The sequence below is a fragment of the Psychrobacter immobilis genome, from assembly GCF_904846175.1.
Taxonomy (GTDB): Bacteria; Pseudomonadota; Gammaproteobacteria; order Pseudomonadales; family Moraxellaceae; genus Psychrobacter; species Psychrobacter immobilis_E.
In genome coordinates, this window is sequence record NZ_CAJGZM010000004.1 from 70,277 (window position 1) to 91,294 (window position 21,018).

The following is a 21,018-nucleotide window of genomic DNA, read 5'->3' on the forward strand; positions in this document are numbered from 1 at the left end:
TTAAAAAATTAGGGAATGAAAAATCATGCATGTGTCATGACCACCACACAGTATCAACCCCTGTTCTCAGCGGTAATATCAGCAGTCAATTACATAAAATGTTCATCATTTTACTAAAAAACCACTCTAAATGATACCAAGAGTGTGGATAACTTGTGGGTAACTCCATAGATATCCACAACTGCCCAGTGCGTAACAAAACTCAAGTCAATTTCATCAACTGATTTAGGCGAGAAACATAGCTTGTCGTATCTCTAAAAACGCATAAACCTTGGGCTTTGACGCTAGCAAGTACGATAGGGGGTAAATATTGATAATAATAAGAAGATAAAGGTAATGGCACAAAATCAACGCCATGTCCGCCTAACGGATGACAACTGCTAATACGTTTTAATAACAGCCAACTACCTGACCAAACCCCATGCCATGCTAAAGCTTGTTTACCATAATTTGAGCACGTTGGATAATAACGACATCGAGCAGGTAAAATAGGACTAATTATCTTTTGATAGAAAACAATAAAATAATAAAATAAAATATAAAAAAAATTATTTATTATTTTCAATAAATATTTCATTCTATTTTTTTTCTATTTTTTTAAAAATATTATTAATTTCATTAATCAATTCTTTAGTACTTAAATCTTTTATAGATTTTTTGACAATGAAAACAATATCTTTGTTTTCTAAGTTACTAGCTTTTACGCGAAACTGCTCACGTACTTGACGTTTGATTAAATTTCGTGCAACAGCAGTAGGTACTTTACGTTTAGTAATCGCCATACCGACTCGAGGTTGCTCATGAGTATTGGTACGTACAAACGCCATTAGATGGCTCTGATGAAGCTTACGCTCAGGTGCATCAAATACCTCACGGAAGGCAGTAGGCGTGAGTAGGCGCTGCGCTTTGGTAAAGCGAGCATTAGGTAGGGCTGAAACAGTATTAGACATAGTACAACCTAGTATAGGAGCTAATAATATTAGCAGAAATAATAGCGTAGAAACGAAGGTAAATTATAGAGACAAAAAAAGCGCCGATGTGGGCGCTTTTAATATATGGCTAAGTGTCAGTTGTGATGATTGACGATCGCAATCTATAAATAATAGATACACAACAAGCACTAACAGCCATGCTTATCGCAATCTACTGATTATACAGTAAGGCGATGACGTCCTTTAGCGCGGCGACGAGCTAAGACCTGACGGCCTTTTTTAGTTGCCATACGAGCACGGAAACCGTGAGTACGTTTACGCTTGATCACGCTTGGTTGGAATGTACGTTTCATAACTCACCTATCAAAATAATGGACTAAATTCGTAATAGCGAAGGATTATACCACTACACAGTATTTTGGTCAATCAACTAATTGACCCCATGTTTTTACAGATGCATTTTATAACAGATAAAATTCTTTTTTAAATTCTTCATACTTACTTGTTTGGTGTTAAGAATATTGATAGCTACTAGCTCTATTTAACTTCTTAGAAAATCTATTTTAGTTTTTGAGTGATGGAAGTTATCCACAGTTTGTGTCGGTCTCTATAATAATTAATTATTAATATATATAGATATTGTTGTTGTTGGGAGCGGTATTATCTGTGGTTAAGTCTATTTTTCTCTTTAATATCAAAAAACTAGACTATGGGTAAGGTTGTGGATAACCTGTGGGTGAAATATGGATAACTCATGTTATTTACTTATCCACAAAACTATCCACAGTCTTATCCACAAAAAACAAGGTGTTATCCACAGGCTGTTTGTGTTAGATTAGCCCCCTAGCTGGTGTATGATTTTAAGTAATCTCACCGTAGAGACTTTTAGTTGAGAAACGAGAAGCTCTACGGGTAAAAATTCAGTGGTTTTCACAATAAAAAAAGTTGTTTTTTGACCAATTATTTTGGACTATGGGGTTAGTATTTTTCATGATTGATACAGCAACTATTTGGGATAAATGCCTAAATGACTTACGTTATCACGTTAAAGACAACGTCTTTACGATGTGGTTGAGACCATTATCCGCGCATCAAGAAGCCAATAGCTTGATTATTCTTGCTCCTAATGATTACTTTGTAACCTATATCAAAAAGAATCATTTGCAAGATATCCAGCAGCTAGTCACTAAACATAGCCAAGGTAGTATCGAAGAGGTTATTGTACGTGTTGATAATGCTGGTCGTGACATAGATGACATCAATCAATCACAGTTAGGCTCGTTGTTTGAAGACGATAGACCCTCCCCTTCCCCTGCAGATCACAATTTCCAAACCACGCATAATAATATTGCTAGAGCCGATATTGATGCCAATATGCGTCATGCAGAACTGATTGAGTCTGCCGATGCCAAATCATTAAGCTATCTAAATCCTGATTTTACCTTTGAGACCTTTGTTACTGGTAAGTCTAATAATCTGGCTTACAAGGCTTGTTATGAGCTTGGAAAGCGCCAATCAAAAAATCGGCACAATCCTTTATTTATATATGGACCTTCTGGTTTGGGAAAAACGCATTTAATGCATTCTGTAGCGCATCGCTATTTAAAAAATAATCTAAGCTTTTATTATTTCACTTCTGAAAAATTTATTAATCAATTGGTTTATTCATTAAGAAATAATAAAATTGAAGATTTTAAAAAGAAAATAAAAAAAGTAGATTTATTAATTGTAGATGATATTCATGTATTAGCAGGAAAGACAAAAAGTAGTAATGAGTTTTTGACTTTGTTTGCAGACTTTACCAGCGGTGACAAACAATTGATTTTGGCATCAGATCGTCATCCATCACAAATGACTGAGTTTGATGAACGTTTTAGATCGCGCTTTTCGTGGGGTTTAACGGTTGCGGTTGATCCTCCTGAGATTGATACACGAGTGCAAATATTACAAAGAAAAGCCGCATCATATGGAATGAGTCTTCCTAAAGAATGTGCCTTATTTATTGCTCAAAATGTGGTTTCTAACGTCAGACGTTTAGAAGGTGCGCTAAATCAAGTATTTGCAAATGCCAATCTAACCGGCGCGCCCATTACGCTTGAGATGGTGCAATATGCGCTAAAAGACATTGTTGCGATGCGCGTACAAGCGGTAAATATGGATAATATTCGTAAAGTAGTTGCTGAATATTACGATATTACGATCAAAGATATGATGGGACGAAAGCGTACGCGCAGTATCGCAAGACCGCGTCAAATTGCAATGGCATTGTCACGCGAGCTAACCAGTGATAGTTTTCCTGAGATTGGGCAGTCATTTGGTGGTCGCGACCATACGACAGTGATGCATGCTTGTGATAAAGTAAATGAGCTACGCGCTGCCGATCCGGCGTTTGATAAGGATTACAAAACCTTAGCTTTGATGCTGCAAGCAGGTTAACAGCTTGTGGTGTGACGATGTTGTTATGAGCCGTCATGGTTTATAATAATTAGATTATCAGCAGACATAAGCTGTATGGATTATCATTAGTAGACAGGGTATTATTGAGCAATCACTTTAAGACCGTATAATTTAAAATCATATAATCTAAGACCACATAAAAAACCCTTTTAATAAGAGCAACTAATAAACAAGAGTAACTAAGCATGCAATTATCGATTAATCGAGAGTCGTTACTAAAAGCTATTAACTTGATCGCCAAGGCTGCTGATAAGCGCCACAATATGGTTATTCTGGGTAATATTAAGCTACAGTTGTCTGAATCAGCGCTGATTTTGACTGCCTCTGATTTAGAAGTAGAGCTGACATCGACGTTGAAATTGCCTGCCGGTGCTTGTATTGAAGCCGGTACAACGACGTTACCTGCGACCAAACTTAAAGATATTTGTAAATCACTGCCGTCGCAAGCGCAAGTCAATCTTACCACTCAAGAAAATGAGCGTTGCTTGTTGACCAGTGGCAAAAGTCGTTTTACTTTAGGGACATTACCTAGCGAAGATTATCCAAGCCTTGGTAATCCTGAAAATATCACGCCTTTGACCATTAGTCGTAGCCGTTTAACCGACTTGATTCATAAAACCCAATTTGCGATGGCTATCCAAGATGTCCGTTATTATCTAACAGGTATGTTGTTTGATGTTTCACAGCAACAGTTGACCACGGTGGCAACCGACGGCCACCGATTAGCGTTAGCACGTAGCGTTATTGACGTTAGCGCAGATTTAAATATGCAGGCGATTTTACCACGTAAAGCTGTAATTGAGCTTGAGCGCTTAGCTTCTGAGCTTGGCAAGATGTTAGGTGATAAAGACAATGCAGTTACACTAAGCTTTGGTCGTGAATTCTTGCAAGTTAGCTTGCCGTTTGGTGATGTGGATAGTGCAGGGCAGGTGAGTGATAACTTAATGGTGACCTTTACCGCACGTCTCATTGACGGTAAATTCCCTGATTATCGCCGCGTTATGCCAAGCAATACCGATAAATTGGCGTTGTTTAACCAAGAAAAAATGACTGATGTGCTGCGCCGTGTATCGATTTTAAGTAATGAGAAATCTCGCGGCGTGGTATTTAACTTTGCCAGTGATGGTATGGTAGAAGTACGTGCCAATAACGCTGAGCAAGACGAAGCAGTTGAGATGATACAAGCGAAGTATCAAGGCGAGCCGATGGAGCTGTCATTTAATGCCGCGTATCTGCAAGATGTCTTAGGTGTGATTCAAGGTGATTTACAGATGCATATGAGCCAATCAAATGCCTCAGTACTGGTCAATCAGCTCAACGATGAGTTCCACCAGTATGTCATTATGCCAATGCGTATATAGTTTGATATTATAATAAATACTAATTAATGGACTTTTGCTTGCTAGATAGTGGGCGTAATATAGGCGGCTGTCACTGTTATGATTGAACGTCTACAAATTTCACACCTGCGTAATCTAACCCAAGTGAATCTACAATCTGCTGCTTGCAACGTTATTATTGGTGCAAATGGCAGTGGTAAAACCTCCTTACTTGAAGCGATATTTTTGCTTTCAAGAGGTAAAAGTTTTCGTCATCATCAGCCTAAACGCTATATTCAGCATCATCAAAAATATGCAACGGTGCATGCTAGGCTCAATGATAGCAGTACCTTGGCTATCCAAAAACAAGCCGATGCGACGACGGTTCTACGTCTAAATCAAACCACGGTTTATAACCAAAGCATCTTAACTGAACAGTTACCCACGCTACTGATAGATCCATCGACGATGGATATGTTGGAGCAGGGTAGTGCCAGTCGCCGTCAGCTATTAGATTGGCTAGTGTTTCACATGAAACAGGGCTTTCATCCACAGTGGATAGCCTACCAACGCCTATTAAAACAGCGCAATAGTTTGCTAAAAAAAAGCCGCCATCTGACGCAGGTTCAGCTTGCGGAGCTAAAATCATGGGATAAAGGGCTTAGTAATCATGCTGCGCTTATTCATCATTACCGTGAACGTATCTTTACAGAATGGCAGCCTTACTTTGCTGAGAGTATCGCGCAATTATTGCCTACATACGCTGAGCAATTAAGCTTGAGCTATAATGCTGGCTATGACACCAGTTTGGCGCTTGAGGTGCAGCTTAACGAGCGTTTAGAGCAAGATTTGCAACTGGGTTATACCCGTATTGGTAACCACCGTGCTGATATTCATGTGCATTGGCGCTCCAGCGAGGCAGCACAAACGGCAAGTGACGATACAAACGATCCTAGTTCAAATCCCACCGCAAACACAGACATCAATACCAAACTACCAATTTTAAAAGAACAAGCGGCCAATGTGTTGTCTCGCGGTGAGAAAAAATTGTTAATTACCGCTCTACGCTTATCACAATTGCCGTTATTGCTTAATGACGAAAAGACCGCGCTTGCTATAGGAAAAGACAGTAATGGTGTTACTGTGCCAAACAGCCATACCAAATCGAGAGCCACCCCAGTGGTTCTGCTCGATGATATTACAGCAGAGCTAGATGATAGGGCGATAGATATTTTATTATCGACGTTAGCGCAGCTGCCATGTCAGGTATTTATGACCAGCTTAACCGAAGAGATTTTACCGTTGGTGCATCGATATTGGTCAGATCATAAGATGTTTCATGTGAAACAAGGAAGTGTGACACTTTTATGAACAACAATTTATAAAAGTCATTTCCAATGACCAATATCAGCTGAATTTGCGCTTAATTCTTAGCATATGTTACTTATATCCCCCCTCAATTATCATTATTCTGCTTATCTTTTTAGCAAAGTAATGACCATCCCAAAATACTTGCTCAATATCGATAAAACTGTCAGTAAACAGTGACTTAGCGGTGAAAAAATGCTAAAATAGAGCTTTATTTTTGTCCTATTCTCAGCAAGTTATCTTACAAGTTTTTATCAGTATTGTTTAAGGTTTTCTTAACGCTTATAAGTACCTAAGTGTTTGATAAATATATGCTTAATTTTACTAGTCTTTAACGATAGGTAAAATGAAATAACAGCGAATATTAAAAACGGTGATTGAAAAGCAGACTATGTTTAGAGCTGATTTTTTAATCCTGTTTTATAATCCTTTAAACAACATCTGATAACGTTTTAGCGAATACTATAACTAAATATTTTAACCCTAAACGTTAAATCTAAGATAACGTCATTCAGTATTGCCGCCGTGGTGAACTGATGACAAATAGCTGACGATGGCTAGATTAAGGAATGCACATGAGTGATTCATTACCTACCGACCACGAGCAACTGATGCCAGACAATGCTCTAGATACTATTGCACCCGCTGTCGTCCCTCAAGGATTACCCTCTGATTATAGCTCCAAAGATATTCGTGTATTGCGCGGGTTAGAAGCAGTGCGCGTACGTCCTGGTATGTATATCGGTGATACTGACGATGGTACCGGCTTGCACCATATGGTCTTTGAGGTGGTGGATAACTCGATTGATGAGGCGTTGGCTGGTCATTGTGACCAAATTGACATTATTATCCATGAAGACGAGTCTGTCAGTGTCATGGATAACGGTCGTGGTGTCCCTGTGGATATCCATCCAGAAGAAGGGGTGTCGGCAGCACAGGTTATTATGACCGTCCTGCACGCCGGTGGTAAGTTTGATGACAACAGTTATAAGGTATCAGGCGGTCTACATGGCGTCGGTGTTTCTGTTGTTAACGCCTTATCTAAAAAGCTTGAGATGAATATCTGGCGTGAAGGCTATCATTATCATCAAACTTATACCGATGGCGTACCAGACGGCGATATTCAGCAGATGGAAGCGACGAATAAAACCGGTACCCAAATCCGTTTTTACCCAAGTCATGATGTCTTTACCGGCACTATCTTTGAGTACGATATTTTAGCTAAACGTCTACGTGAGCTGTCTTTCTTAAACTCGGGTGTGCGCATTGTTTTGACCGATGAGCGTATCGATAAGCGTCATGAGTTCGAACATAAAGGCGGCTTATCAGAATTTGTCAGCTATATTAATGCCGGTAAAGATGGCATCAATGATGTCTTTCATTTTGTCAGTGAGCAAGATGACGGCATCAGTGTCGAAGTGGCGCTACAGTGGACAGATACTTATAATGAAAAAGTATTGTGCTTTACCAATAATATCCCGCAGCGCGATGGTGGCACGCATTTATCTGGCTTCCGTTCGGCGCTGACACGCGTTTTAAACAGTTATATGGACCGCGAAAACTTATTCAAAAAAGAAAAAGTGGTCGCGACTGGTGATGATGCGCGTGAAGGTTTGACGGCGATTGTTTCTGTGAAAGTGCCTGATCCTAAGTTTTCAAGCCAGACCAAAGATAAGCTGGTTTCGAGCGAAGTAAAATCTGCTGTTGAGTCAGCGATGCATGATAAGTTTAACGATTATCTGTTAGAAAATCCAAGTACTGGTAAAGCAATCGCTAGTAAGATTATTGATGCTGCCCGTGCCCGTGATGCGGCGCGTAAAGCCCGCGAGATGACGCGCCGTAAGACCACGTTAGACATCGCAGGTTTACCGGGTAAATTGGCAGATTGCCAAGAAAAAGATCCCGCATTGTCAGAGCTTTATATTGTGGAAGGTGACTCTGCAGGTGGTTCAGCAAAGCAAGGTCGTAGCCGTAAAACCCAAGCAATTTTGCCGTTAAAAGGTAAGATTCTTAACGTCGAGCGTGCTCGTTTTGACAAAATGCTGTCTTCTGCTGAAGTGGGTAACTTGATTACGGCGCTCGGTTGCGGTATTGGTCCGGATGAATATAATCCTGACAAAGTACGCTATCATAAAATCATTATCATGACCGATGCGGACGTTGATGGCTCGCACATTCGTACGTTGCTGTTAACCTTCTTCTTCCGTCAAACGCCTGAGTTGATTGAGCGTGGTTATATTTATATCGCTCAGCCGCCACTTTATAAGGTGAAAAAAGGTCGTCAAGAGTTGTATTTAAAAGATGATGAAGCCCTTAAAGCGTATTTATTATCATCAACGATTGATAATACTAGGCTGCATATCAGTGCTGATGCGCCTGCTATTACGGGTCAAGCGCTAGAAACATTGTTAAACGACTATAACCAAACCCAGCTTATCAAAGCTCGTTTGCAGATTCGTTATCCAGCGGTGTTATTGGATGCGCTGACGCATACGCCAAAGCTCAGCACCGATATGACCTATGATAAGTCAGCGATGGAAGCGTGGAAAGCATCATTACAAACGCAGCTTGAGCACTTCGGTAGTGATTTAAATCCTGAGATTGAACTGATCAATATCCATGCGCCGCAACCAAAAAATATGGATGCTGCTGCTGCTGATTTATTGGGTATGAGACCTGTCATCGAGTCTGAAGCGGGCGCGGCGTTAGATAATGACGGTGAAGTTCAGTCTGCTAAAGCCCAATGGTTGCCACGTATTATCGTTTATGTGCATCAACTGGCGCATCATTATCTGCTAGATGCTAGCTTTATCAATTCAGGCGAGTATACCAAGCTGCTGCGCTTATCAGCTGAATGGAATACATTACTTGCAGAAGATGCCTTTATCCGCCGTGAAGCAACCGTAGGTACGACCAAAGACATCCCAGTACGCGACTTTGATTATCTGTGGCAGCAAATGATGCTTGATGCGCGTCGTGGTTTGGCGATTCAGCGCTATAAAGGTCTGGGTGAGATGAACGCTGATCAGCTGTGGGATACCACGATGGATCCTGAAAACCGTCGTATGTTACGCGTGACGATTGAAGATGCGATTGCTGCTGACCATATGTTTACCTGCTTAATGGGCGATCATGTCGAGCCACGTCGTATTTTCATCGAAGAGAATGCATTAACAGTATCTAATTTAGATATCTAAATTGGCTATAAAAAGTTGCTTAATGACTATTAGTTAATAAAAATACCGCTTTGGCATCCAAGGTGGTATTTTTTTAACATTAGATTTGTTTCACGTGAAACTTAGGATAATAAGCGAAAAATAAAATGATTGAAGTCATATTACTTGCCATTGCGCTTGCGATGGATGCGTTTGCCGTTGCAATTGGGCTAGGGGCTAAATCGCAAAGACAAGATAAGCAGTATGTGCTGCGCTTAGCCATTTATGCTGGTTTGTATTTTGGTATCGCGCAGGGCGTGATGCCACTGATCGGCTACTTATTGGGGGCAGTATTATTAGGCTGGTTAGCGACTGCTGCACCGTGGATTGGTGGCGGCATCCTTATTGTGCTTGGTGCTAAGATGTTATATGAAGCATTCACTGGTGAGATTGAAGCGCTAGTAGAAGACAGTTCCGATGAGAATATACAAGAAAAAATCAATCATCGTATGATGTTTACACTGGCTATCGCTACCAGTATTGATGCGATGGCAGCAGGCTTTACTTTAAATTTACTAGCACTTAATGCATGGCTAGCGTGCTTCATTATTGCTATCGTCACTGCTGGATTTGGCTTTTTCGGTATCTATTTAGGCAAGTCTTCTGGAACTTGGCTTGAGGATAAAGCTGAGATACTTGGTGGATTGGTATTGATAGCCATTGGTATAAAGGTGATGTTTATCCGTTAATAAATACTCTTATTTGGCTTTGTTCTCTACAATAAAAATCACCACTTTAATCATTAAAGTGGTGATTTTTTGTTTCACGTGAAACTATGACTATTTTATATTAACTACTATTTATTCTTCGTCAGTATCAAAACGCCAGGCGAGTATACGCGTGCTTTTTTGACCTTGGCTCATCTCAATGATGCGCATTTGGGCAACACCAAGTTGTTTCAATAGCAATTGCATTGGTTTCACGTTTTCTGACTTTGAGACTAAACTTGTAAACCAGCCAACATGCTCAGCAAAGTCTTGACTCTCTTTTGCCATCTTGGTTAAAAAGGCAATCTCACCACCCTCAGACCACAACTCTTTATGCTGACCACCAAAGTTTAGGTTTTGCGCGGCATTACCTGACTTGGTTGAGCTGCGACTAATTTGTGCGTTCTCATTCTTACCACGATGTCGTTGCAGATTATGCTGCTTACGGCTATTGGCTTCCATTGCTTCTTCTAATGAGGCATGAAACGGGGGATTACAGACCACCACATCGAAGTAATCTTGGCGACCAATGATATTAGCAAAAATACGCTTAGGCTCAGGTTGTAGTTTTACTTTAACCGCACTTTTTAGCTTAGGATTGGCCTCGCAAATAAGCGCGGCGGTATTGACTGAAATAGGATCAATGTCTGAAGCCGTAAAGCGCCAGCCATAGCTTTGGCTACCAACAATGGGATAAATAGCGCTCGCACCAGTACCAATATCAAGGGCATGAATTTCTTTACCAGTCGGTGGCGTATTGTCTTTATTCACATGCGTCGTTTGCGCGAGTAAATCGGCAATATAGTGAATGTAATCGGCACGTCCCGGAATCGGTGGACATAGATATCCTTCCGGGATATCCCAAAATTTCACACCATAGTAATGAGCTAGTAACGCCTGATTAAGGACGCGCACGGCAGCACTGTCTGAGAAATTAATCGTCGACTCGCCTTTGGGATTGGTGATGGTATGCTTGGCCAATTCGGGCAGGGCACGGGTTAATAGCGCAAAGTCATAACGACCTTGGTGCGGATTGCGCGGATGTAGCTGACCGAGTTTTTTGGCAGTTTCAGGCGATCTGTTTCTGTGATTATTGGCGGTCGGGCGACGGGTCATAGGCTTACTGGTCATAGTATCGGGCTTTGGTATGTGAATATAATGCACCATTTTAGCAGATTTCATCAGTCACCAGCGTCTTATCTCTTATCGACTACGTAAAATGAGATTTAAACCCAACACTATCATCGCTGTACCCAATACGCGGTCTATCCAATGCTCAAAGCGCTGAAAGCGACGATGAATGGCAGGGATAGAGAACAACATGACCACGATACTAAACCATGCCATCTGCAAGACCATCATCCATACGCCATAAATAGCCAATTGCCATAGCGGTATATCGGGTGAGAGTACGAGGGTAAATATCGCGACGAAATACACGGGCGCTTTTGGATTAAACACATTGCAAAAAAAGCCACGGCGCAGAATGGAAGCGGTCGATTCTGTATCGGTAGGCGGTTTTTTGGTAGAAATGGCTTTATCAGAAAGCGTTGTGTGAGTGTTAAGCGTCGTTTGCTTGGTAAGCGTATCTGTTGAAACGTGAGCGCTTGAATCTATTAGCTCTATTGAATGCGCTAAATCTGCGGGCTTTTTAGGTTTGGCTTGAATACCTTGCCATCCTAGATAAATAAGATAGCTACCGCCTAACCATTTGATAGCGGTCAATAATGGCTGAGAATGGGCAATCAATGTTGCCAATCCTAGCACCGAATAAGTGATGTGTATCGCCAGACCCAAAGTAATACCAAGGCTACAAATCAAACCCGTCCGTCGCCCTTTTGCCAAGGTTTGCTGCGACACCAATACAAAATCAGGACCCGGGGAGGCGGCAGCGAGTAGATGGACGCTAGTGATAAGCAAAAAACCGTGCCAAAATTCCATAAAATGCTCTGAGTCATTTCTTAAGTTTGATAATAGTTGCACTTATCGTAAATGAGGTCAACTGATATTGATATTGCCGCTGATATGGTGCTTGCGTTGCACCGAACGTATGTCTATATTGAAAGGAAGGTTTATTAGCTGTAGTAATATCAATTTAGTGTAATTTGTACCCTATAAATGAATGCTTTAAAAAGGATAAGACCATGACTACGGAAAGCCACAATAGCAATGATGCTGGAAATAACACTGGCAATGACACTCGCATTACCTATGACGTCCAAGATTACATCTGCTTGATCGGGCTCAATCGCGCCGATAAACGCAATGCCTTTGATAGCTATATGATTAAGCAACTCTCTGAGGCACTCACTCAATATGAAAATGACGCGAATCTGCGCTGTGCGTTAATATTCGCCCATGGTGAGCACTTCACCGCAGGGCTTGATTTGACGGAGCTACAGGATAAATGGGACAAAGGCGCGTTTGAGTTTGCTGCCGACGAAATCGATCCGTGGGGAATCGGTGGCAAATTACGCAGTAAGCCAGTCGTCGTCGCAGTACAAGGCACATGTTTTACCGCTGGCATTGAGCTGATGTTAAATGCGGATGTGGTTATCGCAAGTGACAACTGTAACTTTGCCCAAATGGAGGTTCAGCGCGGTATCATGCCGTTTGGTGGTGCAACGGTACGCTTTATCGCTGCCGCTGGTTGGCAAAGAGCCATGCCGTATCTATTAACGGGTAAAAACTTTGATGCACAGACCGCGGATAGACTGAATTTGGTCAGTGAAGTAGTGAAAAATGGTGAAGAATATGAGCGTGCGCTAACCATCGCCCAAGAGATTTGCAACGCTGCACCGCTTGGCGTGCAAGGATTATTGTCATCAGCACAAGATGCCAGTCGTAATGGCGCAAAAGAAGCGTTAGCCAATATTCATGGCTATCTGCCGCATTTATTTCATTCAGAAGATGCAAAAGAGGGTGCGATGGCGATGGTTGAGAGACGGGAAGCTGAGTTTAAGGGGAAGTGAAATATAAGGTCTAATTTATGTGGAAGCAAAAAATAATAGCGATATGGTCTAAGTGTTTTTTAAAAATTTCAAAAAGTTGGCAACCAGACTTTGAAGAGCTTTCACCTTATATCTCTCCAGATATTCTATATTTCTTCACTGTAGATAAAAACTCTTCATATTGCATATCATGGAATACGACATATTCAGAACTGTTAGCGCTTAATTTAGGACACCTAGAAACAGATATAAATGGTGTGCAGTTTTATCATTTTGATATACCTATTATAGTGGGTCATATCAAATTTAATCATGCAAAGATTTTATGGAACTTTACTTCATTAGCGTCACCAATCCAGCATTATATAGTCGACATTAGAGAGGGGTTAAGGCATACAGACACTTACTCAAAGCTAGCAGGAATGCTCTCTAAATATGAGACGTACGCGCAAAAAATTACCGATAATACGGTTATGGATGAAGACTCTTTCAATTTGTGCATAAAAGATATCTTTTACGTTCTTAATTATTCGATACCTGATAGGTGTACTCGCTTAGATATTTATAATAAAAGAGATTATGCTTATCCTATTTTAATAGATAGTAATTATCAGCATCAAGGCACTGTTAGCAAAATTCACTATATGAGCTATGGGCTTAAAATTGAGCAATATCATCACTATTATGATTACTGTATAAAACCTGTACCAAGCTTTGTTACGGCATTACTCAAGTATGATGAAGATAATATTGTTTGGATTGATAATGTAAATGAAGTAATAGGCTTTAAGGGTGATAATTTTTCTTTGATATTACCTAATAAAATTGAAAGTATTCAGATTGATAACTTACATCCAACAAAAGGTTGGGGTGGTTGTTGGATGCAGATTAAAATAGAGGGATTTAAAAGTAGTATTCGTATTTATCAAGTAATAGATGTTAATCAATTAGATAAATATACAGACGAATTTTCTGCTTTTTTTGGAGTTGATATTGTTATTAATGATAGAGGTTATGACTGTTAGATTAATAACGCCTCTTTAATCTCGTACGCTAAATAATCTATAGGTTAAACAGTAATAGCGGATCGCAGGATTGGCTATTTACTTAGATATAATCAAATGCCTAGACCACATTTCTAGTGTTTCACAGCATCAATCTTCTAGCCTTAATCTCAGAGTACGTCTATGCAAACCTCATAAAGCGATTGGCGATGACGCCATTCGTGTTGTACCCTAAGCTATTATTTTTTCTAACTTAGGAGAATACAATGCTGTACAACTTTGATGAAATATTAGATAGGCGTGATACGGGGTCAGTCAAATGGCATTATAGCGATGACACGATTCCGCTGTGGGTAGCAGATATGGACTTTAAGGCCGCCCAGCCTATCTTAAACGCGATTGAGCAAGTGTCGCAGCATGGCATATTGGGTTACACCGTGCCGACCGAGCCGTTGTATCAAGCGATTATCGACTGGCATGGCAGTCGTTATGACTTGTGGCTGGATAAGCAGGATATCCTTTTTTCTCCGGGCGTTGTGCCAAGCTTAGCACTGATGACGAATGTTTTTACCGAAGCAGGCGATGCGGTAATGGTTAATAATCCCATTTATACACCTTTTATGACCAAGGTTGAGCAAAACGGTCTCACGCTTGTGACTTCTGCATTAAAGGAAATCGATGGTAAGTATTATTTAGATTTGGCTGATATCGAAGCTAAGATTGTCGAGCATAAGGTTAAGCTTTATTTATTGTGTAATCCGCACAATCCAGGCGGACGTGTATGGACAGTGGATGAACTTGAGGCGCTGCTTTCGATTTGCAAAAAGTACAATGTAGCGATTGTTAGTGATGAGATTCATCAAGATCTAACTTTGATTGGTCACACCTTTACGCCTTTTTTAACCCTAGCAAAAGGCTATGAGCACAAAGTAGTCAGCCTAACCTCGATGACAAAAACCTTTAACGTGGCTGGTATCAAAGGCTCAATGATATTTGCTAAAGATGAGGCGTTGCTCAGAAAAATCAGTCAGCAGCAACGTTTAAGTGACGAGCATGAGCTAAATTTATTTGCTTATACGGCGATGCGTCTTGCTTATGAGCAAGGTGGTGAGTGGTTGGCGCAGGCGCTTAATTATATTGAAGCCAATATCAACTTAACCCTGCAGTTTTTAGAAGAAAATCTGCCCAAAGTTAAGGTTATGCGCCCAGAAGCCTCGTATTTGATATGGCTGGATTGCTCAGCATACGCGCAAGATAATCAAGCGCTGTATGATAAGTTAAGAGACGCTAAGGTTGAGCTCAATGCAGGGATTAAATATGGTGGTGAAGGGCACCTTAAAATGCGCCTGAATGTGGCGTGTCCTAAAGCGCTATTGATAGAGGGATTGAATCGCATGCATAAAGCCTTAAATAGCGTTGTTTTAAACAATAATGTCATTTAGCAGGATAACCGGTAATATCTTGAATACTTTGATATAAAGGTTTTAAGCGCTCATACATTTTGAGATAAACTTCATTATAAAGGCGTTTGTAGAGCTGGACATTGGCGTCAATAGGCAAGAATTCATCACCCAAATGGGTCATCGCCTCGCTTGCAGTCGCGTGATCAGGATAAACGCCAAGTCCCACCGCACAGTTAATGGCAGCGCCTAGTCCCGAGGCTTCATAAGTATGCGGTCGATAAGCGGCCATACCGAAGATATCGGCGGTGAGCTGCATCGCTGAGTCGCTTTGAGAGCCACCACCAGACACACGCAGGTGTTTAATGGGTTTGCCTGTACGCTTCTCAATAGTATCAAAGCCAAGCTTTAGCTCATAAGCCAGCCCTTCTAGAATAGCGCGGTAAACATGCGCTCGCGTGTGTACATCGCCAAAACCAATAAGCGCGCCTTTGCCTTCAAGCCCCGGATGACGGACACCGGGTGACCAATACGGTTGCATCATTAATCCCATACAGCCCGCTGGAATGTCTTTTACTGCTTGATCGAGGAGTTTTTCGGTATCGATGCCTTGCGTCTTCGCAAGTTGCTCTTCATAGTGGGCAAATTGCTCCTTAAACCAGCTGACCATCCAAAAGCCTCGATAAATCATATATTCGTGATTATAGTAATTCGGCGTGGCAGCGGTGTAGGCGGGCATGTGCTTGAGGATCTCGACATAATTGCTCGAAGTGGTATTAATCGTCGCGGTGGTGCCAAAACTTAAACAGGCGGTGTCTGCCGCGAGGCCCGCTGCGCCTAACGCTTCGCAGGCTTTGTCACTAGCAGCGGCAATCATTGGGGTGCCCTCTAAAATCCCCGTGGCTTTAGCCGCCTTGGCACTGATATGACCAAGTGGCTGTCCCGGTGGAACAATTATAGGCATTTGCTCAGGTCGGCAGCTAAATAAGCGCCATTTAAGATCTTTGGGTTTTAGCCACGCTTGCGCTTTATAGTCATAAGGCAAATAGCCAACCGAATGGCCTGTCGAATCGGCGAGTTCGCCGGTGAGTTGGTAGGTGAGGTATGCGGAGAGGTTGACATAGTGTGCAGTCTTTTTCCAAATCTCAGGCTCATTTTGTGCAAGCCAATTACAGCGCGCTTTTTGCTGCGCTTCTTGTACCAGCTCACCCATGCCGATGATTTTGGTTAGCGGATTGAGAAAGCCGATATCATTGGTATTGCCGCGACGCAAATCCATCCAGACGATAGCTGGGCGTAACGGTTGTTTATCCTTGTCCAAACATATCATGGTATAGCGCTGGGTGGCGAGACTGACACCGGCAATTTGCTCGGGCGTGATATCGCAGTTTTGCCACAATTGCTGACAGGCTTCGCTTAATTTTTGCCAATAGTAGTCGGCATGTTGCTCTGCAAAATTTGGCTGCGTTGAAAAATACGGCTCGATAATGACGCGGGCTTTGGCAATCTCGCTACCGAATTGATCGAAGATAAGCGCTCTGACGCTTTGGGTGCCATTGTCGATAGCTAAGAAATAAATAGGGGCATCAAGGTTATGGGTCATAGTAGTCCTTTACTATGTAGAAATAGATATATAGCTCAATAAAAATACGATGATTATAGTGTGCTACTGGGGTAAGTTTTCCGCAGCCTCTGTCTGCGTAGGCACAGCAAGCAAGGAAAACTTATACCAGTAGCATTTGCTATTAATACAATATAAAAAAGCCCTAAGCTGCAGGCAGATGATAGTAGCGTTGCCATAAGGCTTGATAACGTTCAACTTCTTGCTGCCATTTTTGCTCATCCCAGCCAAGCTCCTGCTGACAGATTTGCTTCAGTCTTACACTAATCAGCGGGGTCATCGCGCCATGCGGCAGTATCAAGCCCAAGCGCGTACGGCGTAATAATAAATCATCTAAATGCATGACCTGCTCATAATGCGCCGCAAAGCGAATCTCCGCCCAGATAGTATTGCTATCGGTCACATAAGCCAAGTCATTATCATGTGCTAACTCTAATAAGGCATCAAGCTGTAGACCGTAAAACCCTAGCAAGCGTTGTTGCAATAGTGGTGTTAGGGTTGAAAACTTGGGATTGGTTGGCGGTTGATTACTAAAGACTTGGCTGCTATATAAGACATTATTTTGAGTAGCCGACTCATCAAGTTCGAGCACCTTTTGACAAACCTTTAATACATCAAGGGCGATTAGGCGAAAGGTGGTTAACTTGCCACCGCTGACGGTAACTAGGTTGTTATCCAACCAGACGCTATGGTCGCGTTTTTCTTTACTCGGGCTGACGCGCTTACCATCACCGCCATCAGAAATCAGTGGACGTACGCCTGCCCATGAGCTGATGACATCCTTGCGGCTAATGTCTACATTATCAAAGAGATTATTGGTCGCCGCCAATAGGTAATCCACCTCTTCATTAGTGATACCGACTTCGTTATCGTCTAATGGCGGATGATCCAAATCGGTTGTTCCAAGGACGGTACGGTTTTCCCACGGAAAGACAAAGACGGCTCTTTTATCGACAGGATGCAAAAAGGTATAGGCTTGCTTGATTGGTAGGCGCTCTTGACTGACTACCAAATGACTGCCGCGCGACGGACGAATTTGCTTATGAAAGCTCTGTTCTGTTTGTTTGCTTGCTTGCATCCGTAAGGTGTCTGCCCAAGCACCCGTAGCACTAACCACCACTTTGGCATGGACATCGTAAGTATGATTGCTATCTTCAGCAGAAGTATCTAATAGAGTAGCGCCAACTACCAAGCCTTGCTCATTGGTAATTAATGACTCAGCTTTAAGGTAATTAATCGCATGCGCACCATCATGAGTCGCTTCGTCCAGCACGCGCATCACTAGACGTGAGTCATCGGTCACCGCGTCACTAAATTGACTGGCACCCAAAAATTTGTCTTGCTTGATGTGCGGATTAAGCTGTAAAAAAGCGTCTTTTTTAAAGTATTTAGAGTAGCGCTTACCCGCTAAACCATCGTAGACACGTAGCAAGGTATTGAATATCCATGGCGGTGGAAACTTGCCTTTATAATGCGGCATGACGTAATGCATCTCGTTGACGAGACCACTTGCTTCGCTAAGCATGCGCTCGCGCTCACGGACGCTCAGCAAAGTGGTTTTATAGTCACCTGAGGCAATGTAGCGCAGCCCGCCATGTACCATTTTACTTGAGCGGCTTGAGGTGCCCCAAGCAAAGTCTTTTTGCTCAATTAATAAAACTGCTAAGCCGCGCCTTGCTGCTTCACGAGCAATACCAGCGCCAGTAATCCCGCCACCGATGATGAGCATATCCCACGGTTCTGAGCGTGTTAAAGGCGCTAGTGCTTGCGTGCGTTGCTGGCGTTGCTGATGTTGATTGGCTTGGTTCATAAACGACTCATCTCAAATGACACTCAGGTTAATCAGTGACTCAATGTGTTTAAGCCACCCAGTCAGGCGACCGCTGCCTTTTACTCTTTAATTAAAACACCCGGATTCATGCGCTGCTCAGGGTCCAAGCTTTTGAGCATATCATGGGTTACTTGAATACCGAGCTTACCTTTTTCGGCAGCAAGGTACGGGGCATGATCGCGACCAACACCATGCTGATGCGATATCGTCGCTGTGCCATTAGCCAGACTTAAACTGGCAGCATGTTTTATTTTTTGCCAGCGTTTTAAGGTCGTGGCGTGGTCTTTGGCTGCTCTAAAGAAGTAGGTGGTATAAAGACTGGCACCTTGTTTATAGACGTGTGAGATATGAGTAAAGGCCATGACGTTTTCGCCTTCGTCTACCAAAGCGTTTTGAACTGCTTCTTGCATCTGCGCCATTTGCTCGTCGATATGATTCCAGTTGGTTGCAGTCTCAAAGGTATCGACCATGATGCCTTTTTCCCATAAAGTGCCACGAAGATAAGGAAATTTAAAGCGTCCATGTGCCCATATATTACCCATGATATCGGTTATTTTACCAGTGACACTATTCTGCTGCTTTAATAGCTTATTAAACTGCGTCAGCGCCAGTTTATTCTGCGCTTTATCCCCTGATACGCCATAAGTGAGCATGACTTTTTCTGAGCTGAGTCCGCGCGCTTTTAGATAAGTGCTGATGGCCATAAATTGGCTGGGCGTCGTGCCCAAATGTAGATGCGCGTCAGTCTCGACTGCATTACTCAGACGCAGCATAGATAGGCGAATATTTTTCTGTACGGCTTGTCTAAGCACTTCTTTACCCGCTTCCCAGTTTGGTAAAAAGGCGACTTTAAACAGCTCTTCTTCTGGTTGTGACTGCACCCGCATTTTGACTTCAGTAAAAATACCAGCGCGACCTTCAGTGCCCATCATCATTTCACGCAGATCAGGTCCTGCTGCTGACGCTGGAATATCAGCAATATTGAGTACCCCTTGCGGCGTCACCAACGTACCACCGGCAAACATCTGCTCGATACGTCCATAGCCTAAAGACTGCTGACCACTAGAGCGCGCTGCAATCCAGCCACCCAGTGTCGATAGCTCCCAAGACTGAGGATAATGTCCCAAACGATAGCCGTGTGCGTCCAGTTGTGCTTCGACTGCTGGCCCTTGTGTACCTGCGCCAAAGGTAGCAATTTGGCTCTCGATATCTAAATCAATAAGCTGATCCATCTTGCTCATGGCAATGGTCAATACGGGGCGTGAACCTTTTTGTGGATTGATATGACCAGCTACTGAAGTGCCGCCGCCAAAAGGAATGACGATAAGGTCGTGCTCGCTCGCTAGCTTTAATAAGGTTTCGACATCAGCGGTCGATTCAGGAAAAGCGACCCCATCAGGAAAGACTTCAAAGTCGCCACCATGCATGGCTATCCAGTCTGGAAAGCTTTGGCCGCGGGCGTGTCTGAGTCTGACCTCGTTATCGATAGATACCGTATCCAGCTTAGTCAGGGCAGCAGGCAAGCGCGATTTTGGGACGGTTTTGAGTACCTGCGCCAAACTGACAGAGTTTAGTTTTTTGGTTTTACCGATATGTGATTTAATCAGTTTTGCGCCATGTGGCGAAACTTTTTTATTGATATTGATATTACCCCAACCATTCCAGCGCGTTTGCTCAATAGGAGTGTTGGCGGAGGTATTAGCAGGTGTATTGGTGGGGTCGTTATCTTTTGAAGCCGTATCTAAAGAAATATTATCAGTATTAGTAGAAATAGCTTTTTTACGGAAAAGAGATGTGATGTTGCTCATAGGGACATACCTGTCAATTTTATATATAGTCAAACTCTATATGAATCGGACACAGGTTCAGGCGCGCGCAGTCTACTATCCTGTAGTAATATTACTCGTCTTCCATGTGTCCAAATTATCTTGAACCGACTATCAGTGTTATTTAAGTTTGGATTTAGGTGTGGTTTAGATAATTGGAGCTAATTTAATTAACCACTGCTTAACCGCTGATCGTTAGCTTGGGTAAACCATGCACACTCTACAGCGTTAAAGCCAAGTGCTGATAATCTGAGCATAGCACAATATAAACAAAAATTTCATACAGACTCGTCATTTGTATAATAAAAATTCATGACTTTTTGTTTGGTCGTTAATTATCAATGATTTTTCAGGAATATTATTCTTATCACTGCGTAGTCATGCGTT

The 21,018-nt window shown here is 42.3% G+C and carries 16 protein-coding genes; 8 read left to right on the forward strand and 8 right to left on the reverse strand.

Going from position 1 to position 21,018, the window contains the following annotated elements:
• Positions 1-202: 202 nt before the first annotated feature.
• The 3 genes from yidD to rpmH form a co-directional block, all read right to left on the reverse strand.
• A complete protein-coding gene (gene yidD / locus JMW39_RS06815; protein ID WP_201545076.1) occupies positions 203-577 on the reverse strand; it encodes a membrane protein insertion efficiency factor YidD in 375 nt (124 codons plus the stop codon).
• Position 578: 1 nt separating this feature from the next.
• Positions 579-950 (reverse strand): ribonuclease P protein component, encoded by a 372-nt coding sequence (rnpA, locus tag JMW39_RS06820; RefSeq protein ID WP_201545078.1) that lies wholly within the window; start codon positions 948-950, stop codon positions 579-581.
• Positions 951-1,150: 200 nt separating this feature from the next.
• The gene (rpmH, locus tag JMW39_RS06825) at positions 1,151-1,285 is read right to left on the reverse strand and encodes a 50S ribosomal protein L34 (protein WP_007394757.1); all 135 of its coding nucleotides are present in this window, start codon (positions 1,283-1,285) and stop codon (positions 1,151-1,153) included.
• Positions 1,286-1,922: 637 nt separating this feature from the next.
• Here rpmH and dnaA point away from each other — a divergent pair.
• From dnaA to JMW39_RS06850, 5 genes are all read left to right on the forward strand, one after another.
• Positions 1,923-3,368, forward strand: a complete 1,446-nt coding sequence (dnaA, locus tag JMW39_RS06830; RefSeq protein ID WP_201545079.1) for a chromosomal replication initiator protein DnaA — start codon at positions 1,923-1,925, stop codon at positions 3,366-3,368.
• Between the two features lie 206 nt (positions 3,369-3,574).
• Positions 3,575-4,750: a DNA polymerase III subunit beta gene (dnaN, locus tag JMW39_RS06835; RefSeq protein ID WP_201545081.1), complete on the forward strand. Its 1,176-nt coding sequence runs from the start codon at positions 3,575-3,577 to the stop codon at positions 4,748-4,750.
• Positions 4,751-4,828: 78 nt separating this feature from the next.
• Positions 4,829-6,079 carry a DNA replication/repair protein RecF gene (gene recF / locus JMW39_RS06840; protein WP_201545083.1) on the forward strand — a complete coding sequence of 417 codons (1,251 nt, stop codon included), beginning with the start codon at positions 4,829-4,831 and terminating at the stop codon, positions 6,077-6,079.
• 608 nt (positions 6,080-6,687) lie between these two features.
• A complete protein-coding gene (gene gyrB / locus JMW39_RS06845) occupies positions 6,688-9,273 on the forward strand; it encodes a DNA topoisomerase (ATP-hydrolyzing) subunit B (RefSeq protein WP_201545707.1) in 2,586 nt (861 codons plus the stop codon).
• Positions 9,274-9,398: 125 nt separating this feature from the next.
• The gene (locus JMW39_RS06850; RefSeq protein WP_201545085.1) at positions 9,399-9,980 is read left to right on the forward strand and encodes a manganese efflux pump MntP family protein; all 582 of its coding nucleotides are present in this window, start codon (positions 9,399-9,401) and stop codon (positions 9,978-9,980) included.
• 111 nt (positions 9,981-10,091) lie between these two features.
• Here JMW39_RS06850 and rlmF read toward each other — a convergent pair whose 3' ends face one another.
• The gene (rlmF, locus tag JMW39_RS06855; protein WP_201545086.1) at positions 10,092-11,129 is read right to left on the reverse strand and encodes a 23S rRNA (adenine(1618)-N(6))-methyltransferase RlmF; all 1,038 of its coding nucleotides are present in this window, start codon (positions 11,127-11,129) and stop codon (positions 10,092-10,094) included.
• A gap of 72 nt (positions 11,130-11,201) precedes the next feature.
• Complete coding sequence (locus JMW39_RS06860) at positions 11,202-11,939, reverse strand: LysE family translocator (RefSeq protein ID WP_201545087.1); 738 nt, start codon at positions 11,937-11,939, stop codon at positions 11,202-11,204.
• Between the two features lie 203 nt (positions 11,940-12,142).
• On the opposite strand from JMW39_RS06860, the gene JMW39_RS06865 reads away from it, so the two are divergent.
• From JMW39_RS06865 to JMW39_RS06875, 3 genes are all read left to right on the forward strand, one after another.
• A complete protein-coding gene (locus JMW39_RS06865) occupies positions 12,143-12,970 on the forward strand; it encodes a crotonase/enoyl-CoA hydratase family protein (RefSeq protein ID WP_201545088.1) in 828 nt (275 codons plus the stop codon).
• A gap of 17 nt (positions 12,971-12,987) precedes the next feature.
• Positions 12,988-13,974 (forward strand): hypothetical protein, encoded by a 987-nt coding sequence (locus JMW39_RS06870; protein WP_201545089.1) that lies wholly within the window; start codon positions 12,988-12,990, stop codon positions 13,972-13,974.
• Between the two features lie 245 nt (positions 13,975-14,219).
• Positions 14,220-15,395 carry a MalY/PatB family protein gene (locus JMW39_RS06875; protein WP_201545090.1) on the forward strand — a complete coding sequence of 392 codons (1,176 nt, stop codon included), beginning with the start codon at positions 14,220-14,222 and terminating at the stop codon, positions 15,393-15,395.
• Here the strand turns inward: JMW39_RS06875 and JMW39_RS06880 are convergent.
• The 3 genes from JMW39_RS06880 to JMW39_RS06890 form a co-directional block, all read right to left on the reverse strand.
• Positions 15,388-16,956: an FGGY-family carbohydrate kinase gene (locus JMW39_RS06880; RefSeq protein ID WP_201545091.1), complete on the reverse strand. Its 1,569-nt coding sequence runs from the start codon at positions 16,954-16,956 to the stop codon at positions 15,388-15,390. The two genes, JMW39_RS06875 and JMW39_RS06880, sit on opposite strands and share 8 nt — an antisense overlap.
• Before the next feature lie 163 nt (positions 16,957-17,119).
• On the reverse strand, positions 17,120-18,784 hold the full coding sequence (locus JMW39_RS06885; RefSeq protein WP_201545093.1) for a glycerol-3-phosphate dehydrogenase/oxidase: 1,665 nt from the start codon (positions 18,782-18,784) through the stop codon (positions 17,120-17,122).
• Positions 18,785-18,864: 80 nt separating this feature from the next.
• A complete protein-coding gene (locus JMW39_RS06890) occupies positions 18,865-20,613 on the reverse strand; it encodes an FAD-binding oxidoreductase (RefSeq protein ID WP_201545095.1) in 1,749 nt (582 codons plus the stop codon).
• Between the last annotated feature and the right edge of the window lie 405 nt (positions 20,614-21,018).

What these genes read in the sequence shown, in the direction of transcription:
- rnpA (WP_201545078.1), bottom strand. Translation starts at nt 950, where the DNA reads ATGTCTAATACTGTTTCAGCCCTACCTAATGCTCGCTTTACCAAAGCG.
- dnaN (WP_201545081.1), top strand. Translation starts at nt 3,575, where the DNA reads ATGCAATTATCGATTAATCGAGAGTCGTTACTAAAAGCTATTAACTTG.
- JMW39_RS06875 (WP_201545090.1), top strand. Translation starts at nt 14,220, where the DNA reads ATGCTGTACAACTTTGATGAAATATTAGATAGGCGTGATACGGGGTCA.
- yidD (WP_201545076.1), bottom strand. Translation starts at nt 577, where the DNA reads ATGAAATATTTATTGAAAATAATAAATAATTTTTTTTATATTTTATTT.
- gyrB (WP_201545707.1), top strand. Translation starts at nt 6,688, where the DNA reads ATGCCAGACAATGCTCTAGATACTATTGCACCCGCTGTCGTCCCTCAA.
- JMW39_RS06870 (WP_201545089.1), top strand. Translation starts at nt 12,988, where the DNA reads ATGTGGAAGCAAAAAATAATAGCGATATGGTCTAAGTGTTTTTTAAAA.
- JMW39_RS06860 (WP_201545087.1), bottom strand. Translation starts at nt 11,939, where the DNA reads ATGGAATTTTGGCACGGTTTTTTGCTTATCACTAGCGTCCATCTACTC.
- dnaA (WP_201545079.1), top strand. Translation starts at nt 1,923, where the DNA reads ATGATTGATACAGCAACTATTTGGGATAAATGCCTAAATGACTTACGT.
- JMW39_RS06890 (WP_201545095.1), bottom strand. Translation starts at nt 20,613, where the DNA reads ATGAGCAACATCACATCTCTTTTCCGTAAAAAAGCTATTTCTACTAAT.
- rlmF (WP_201545086.1), bottom strand. Translation starts at nt 11,129, where the DNA reads ATGACCAGTAAGCCTATGACCCGTCGCCCGACCGCCAATAATCACAGA.
- rpmH (WP_007394757.1), bottom strand. Translation starts at nt 1,285, where the DNA reads ATGAAACGTACATTCCAACCAAGCGTGATCAAGCGTAAACGTACTCAC.
- JMW39_RS06865 (WP_201545088.1), top strand. Translation starts at nt 12,143, where the DNA reads ATGACTACGGAAAGCCACAATAGCAATGATGCTGGAAATAACACTGGC.
- JMW39_RS06880 (WP_201545091.1), bottom strand. Translation starts at nt 16,956, where the DNA reads ATGACCCATAACCTTGATGCCCCTATTTATTTCTTAGCTATCGACAAT.
- recF (WP_201545083.1), top strand. Translation starts at nt 4,829, where the DNA reads ATGATTGAACGTCTACAAATTTCACACCTGCGTAATCTAACCCAAGTG.
- JMW39_RS06885 (WP_201545093.1), bottom strand. Translation starts at nt 18,784, where the DNA reads ATGAACCAAGCCAATCAACATCAGCAACGCCAGCAACGCACGCAAGCA.
- JMW39_RS06850 (WP_201545085.1), top strand. Translation starts at nt 9,399, where the DNA reads ATGATTGAAGTCATATTACTTGCCATTGCGCTTGCGATGGATGCGTTT.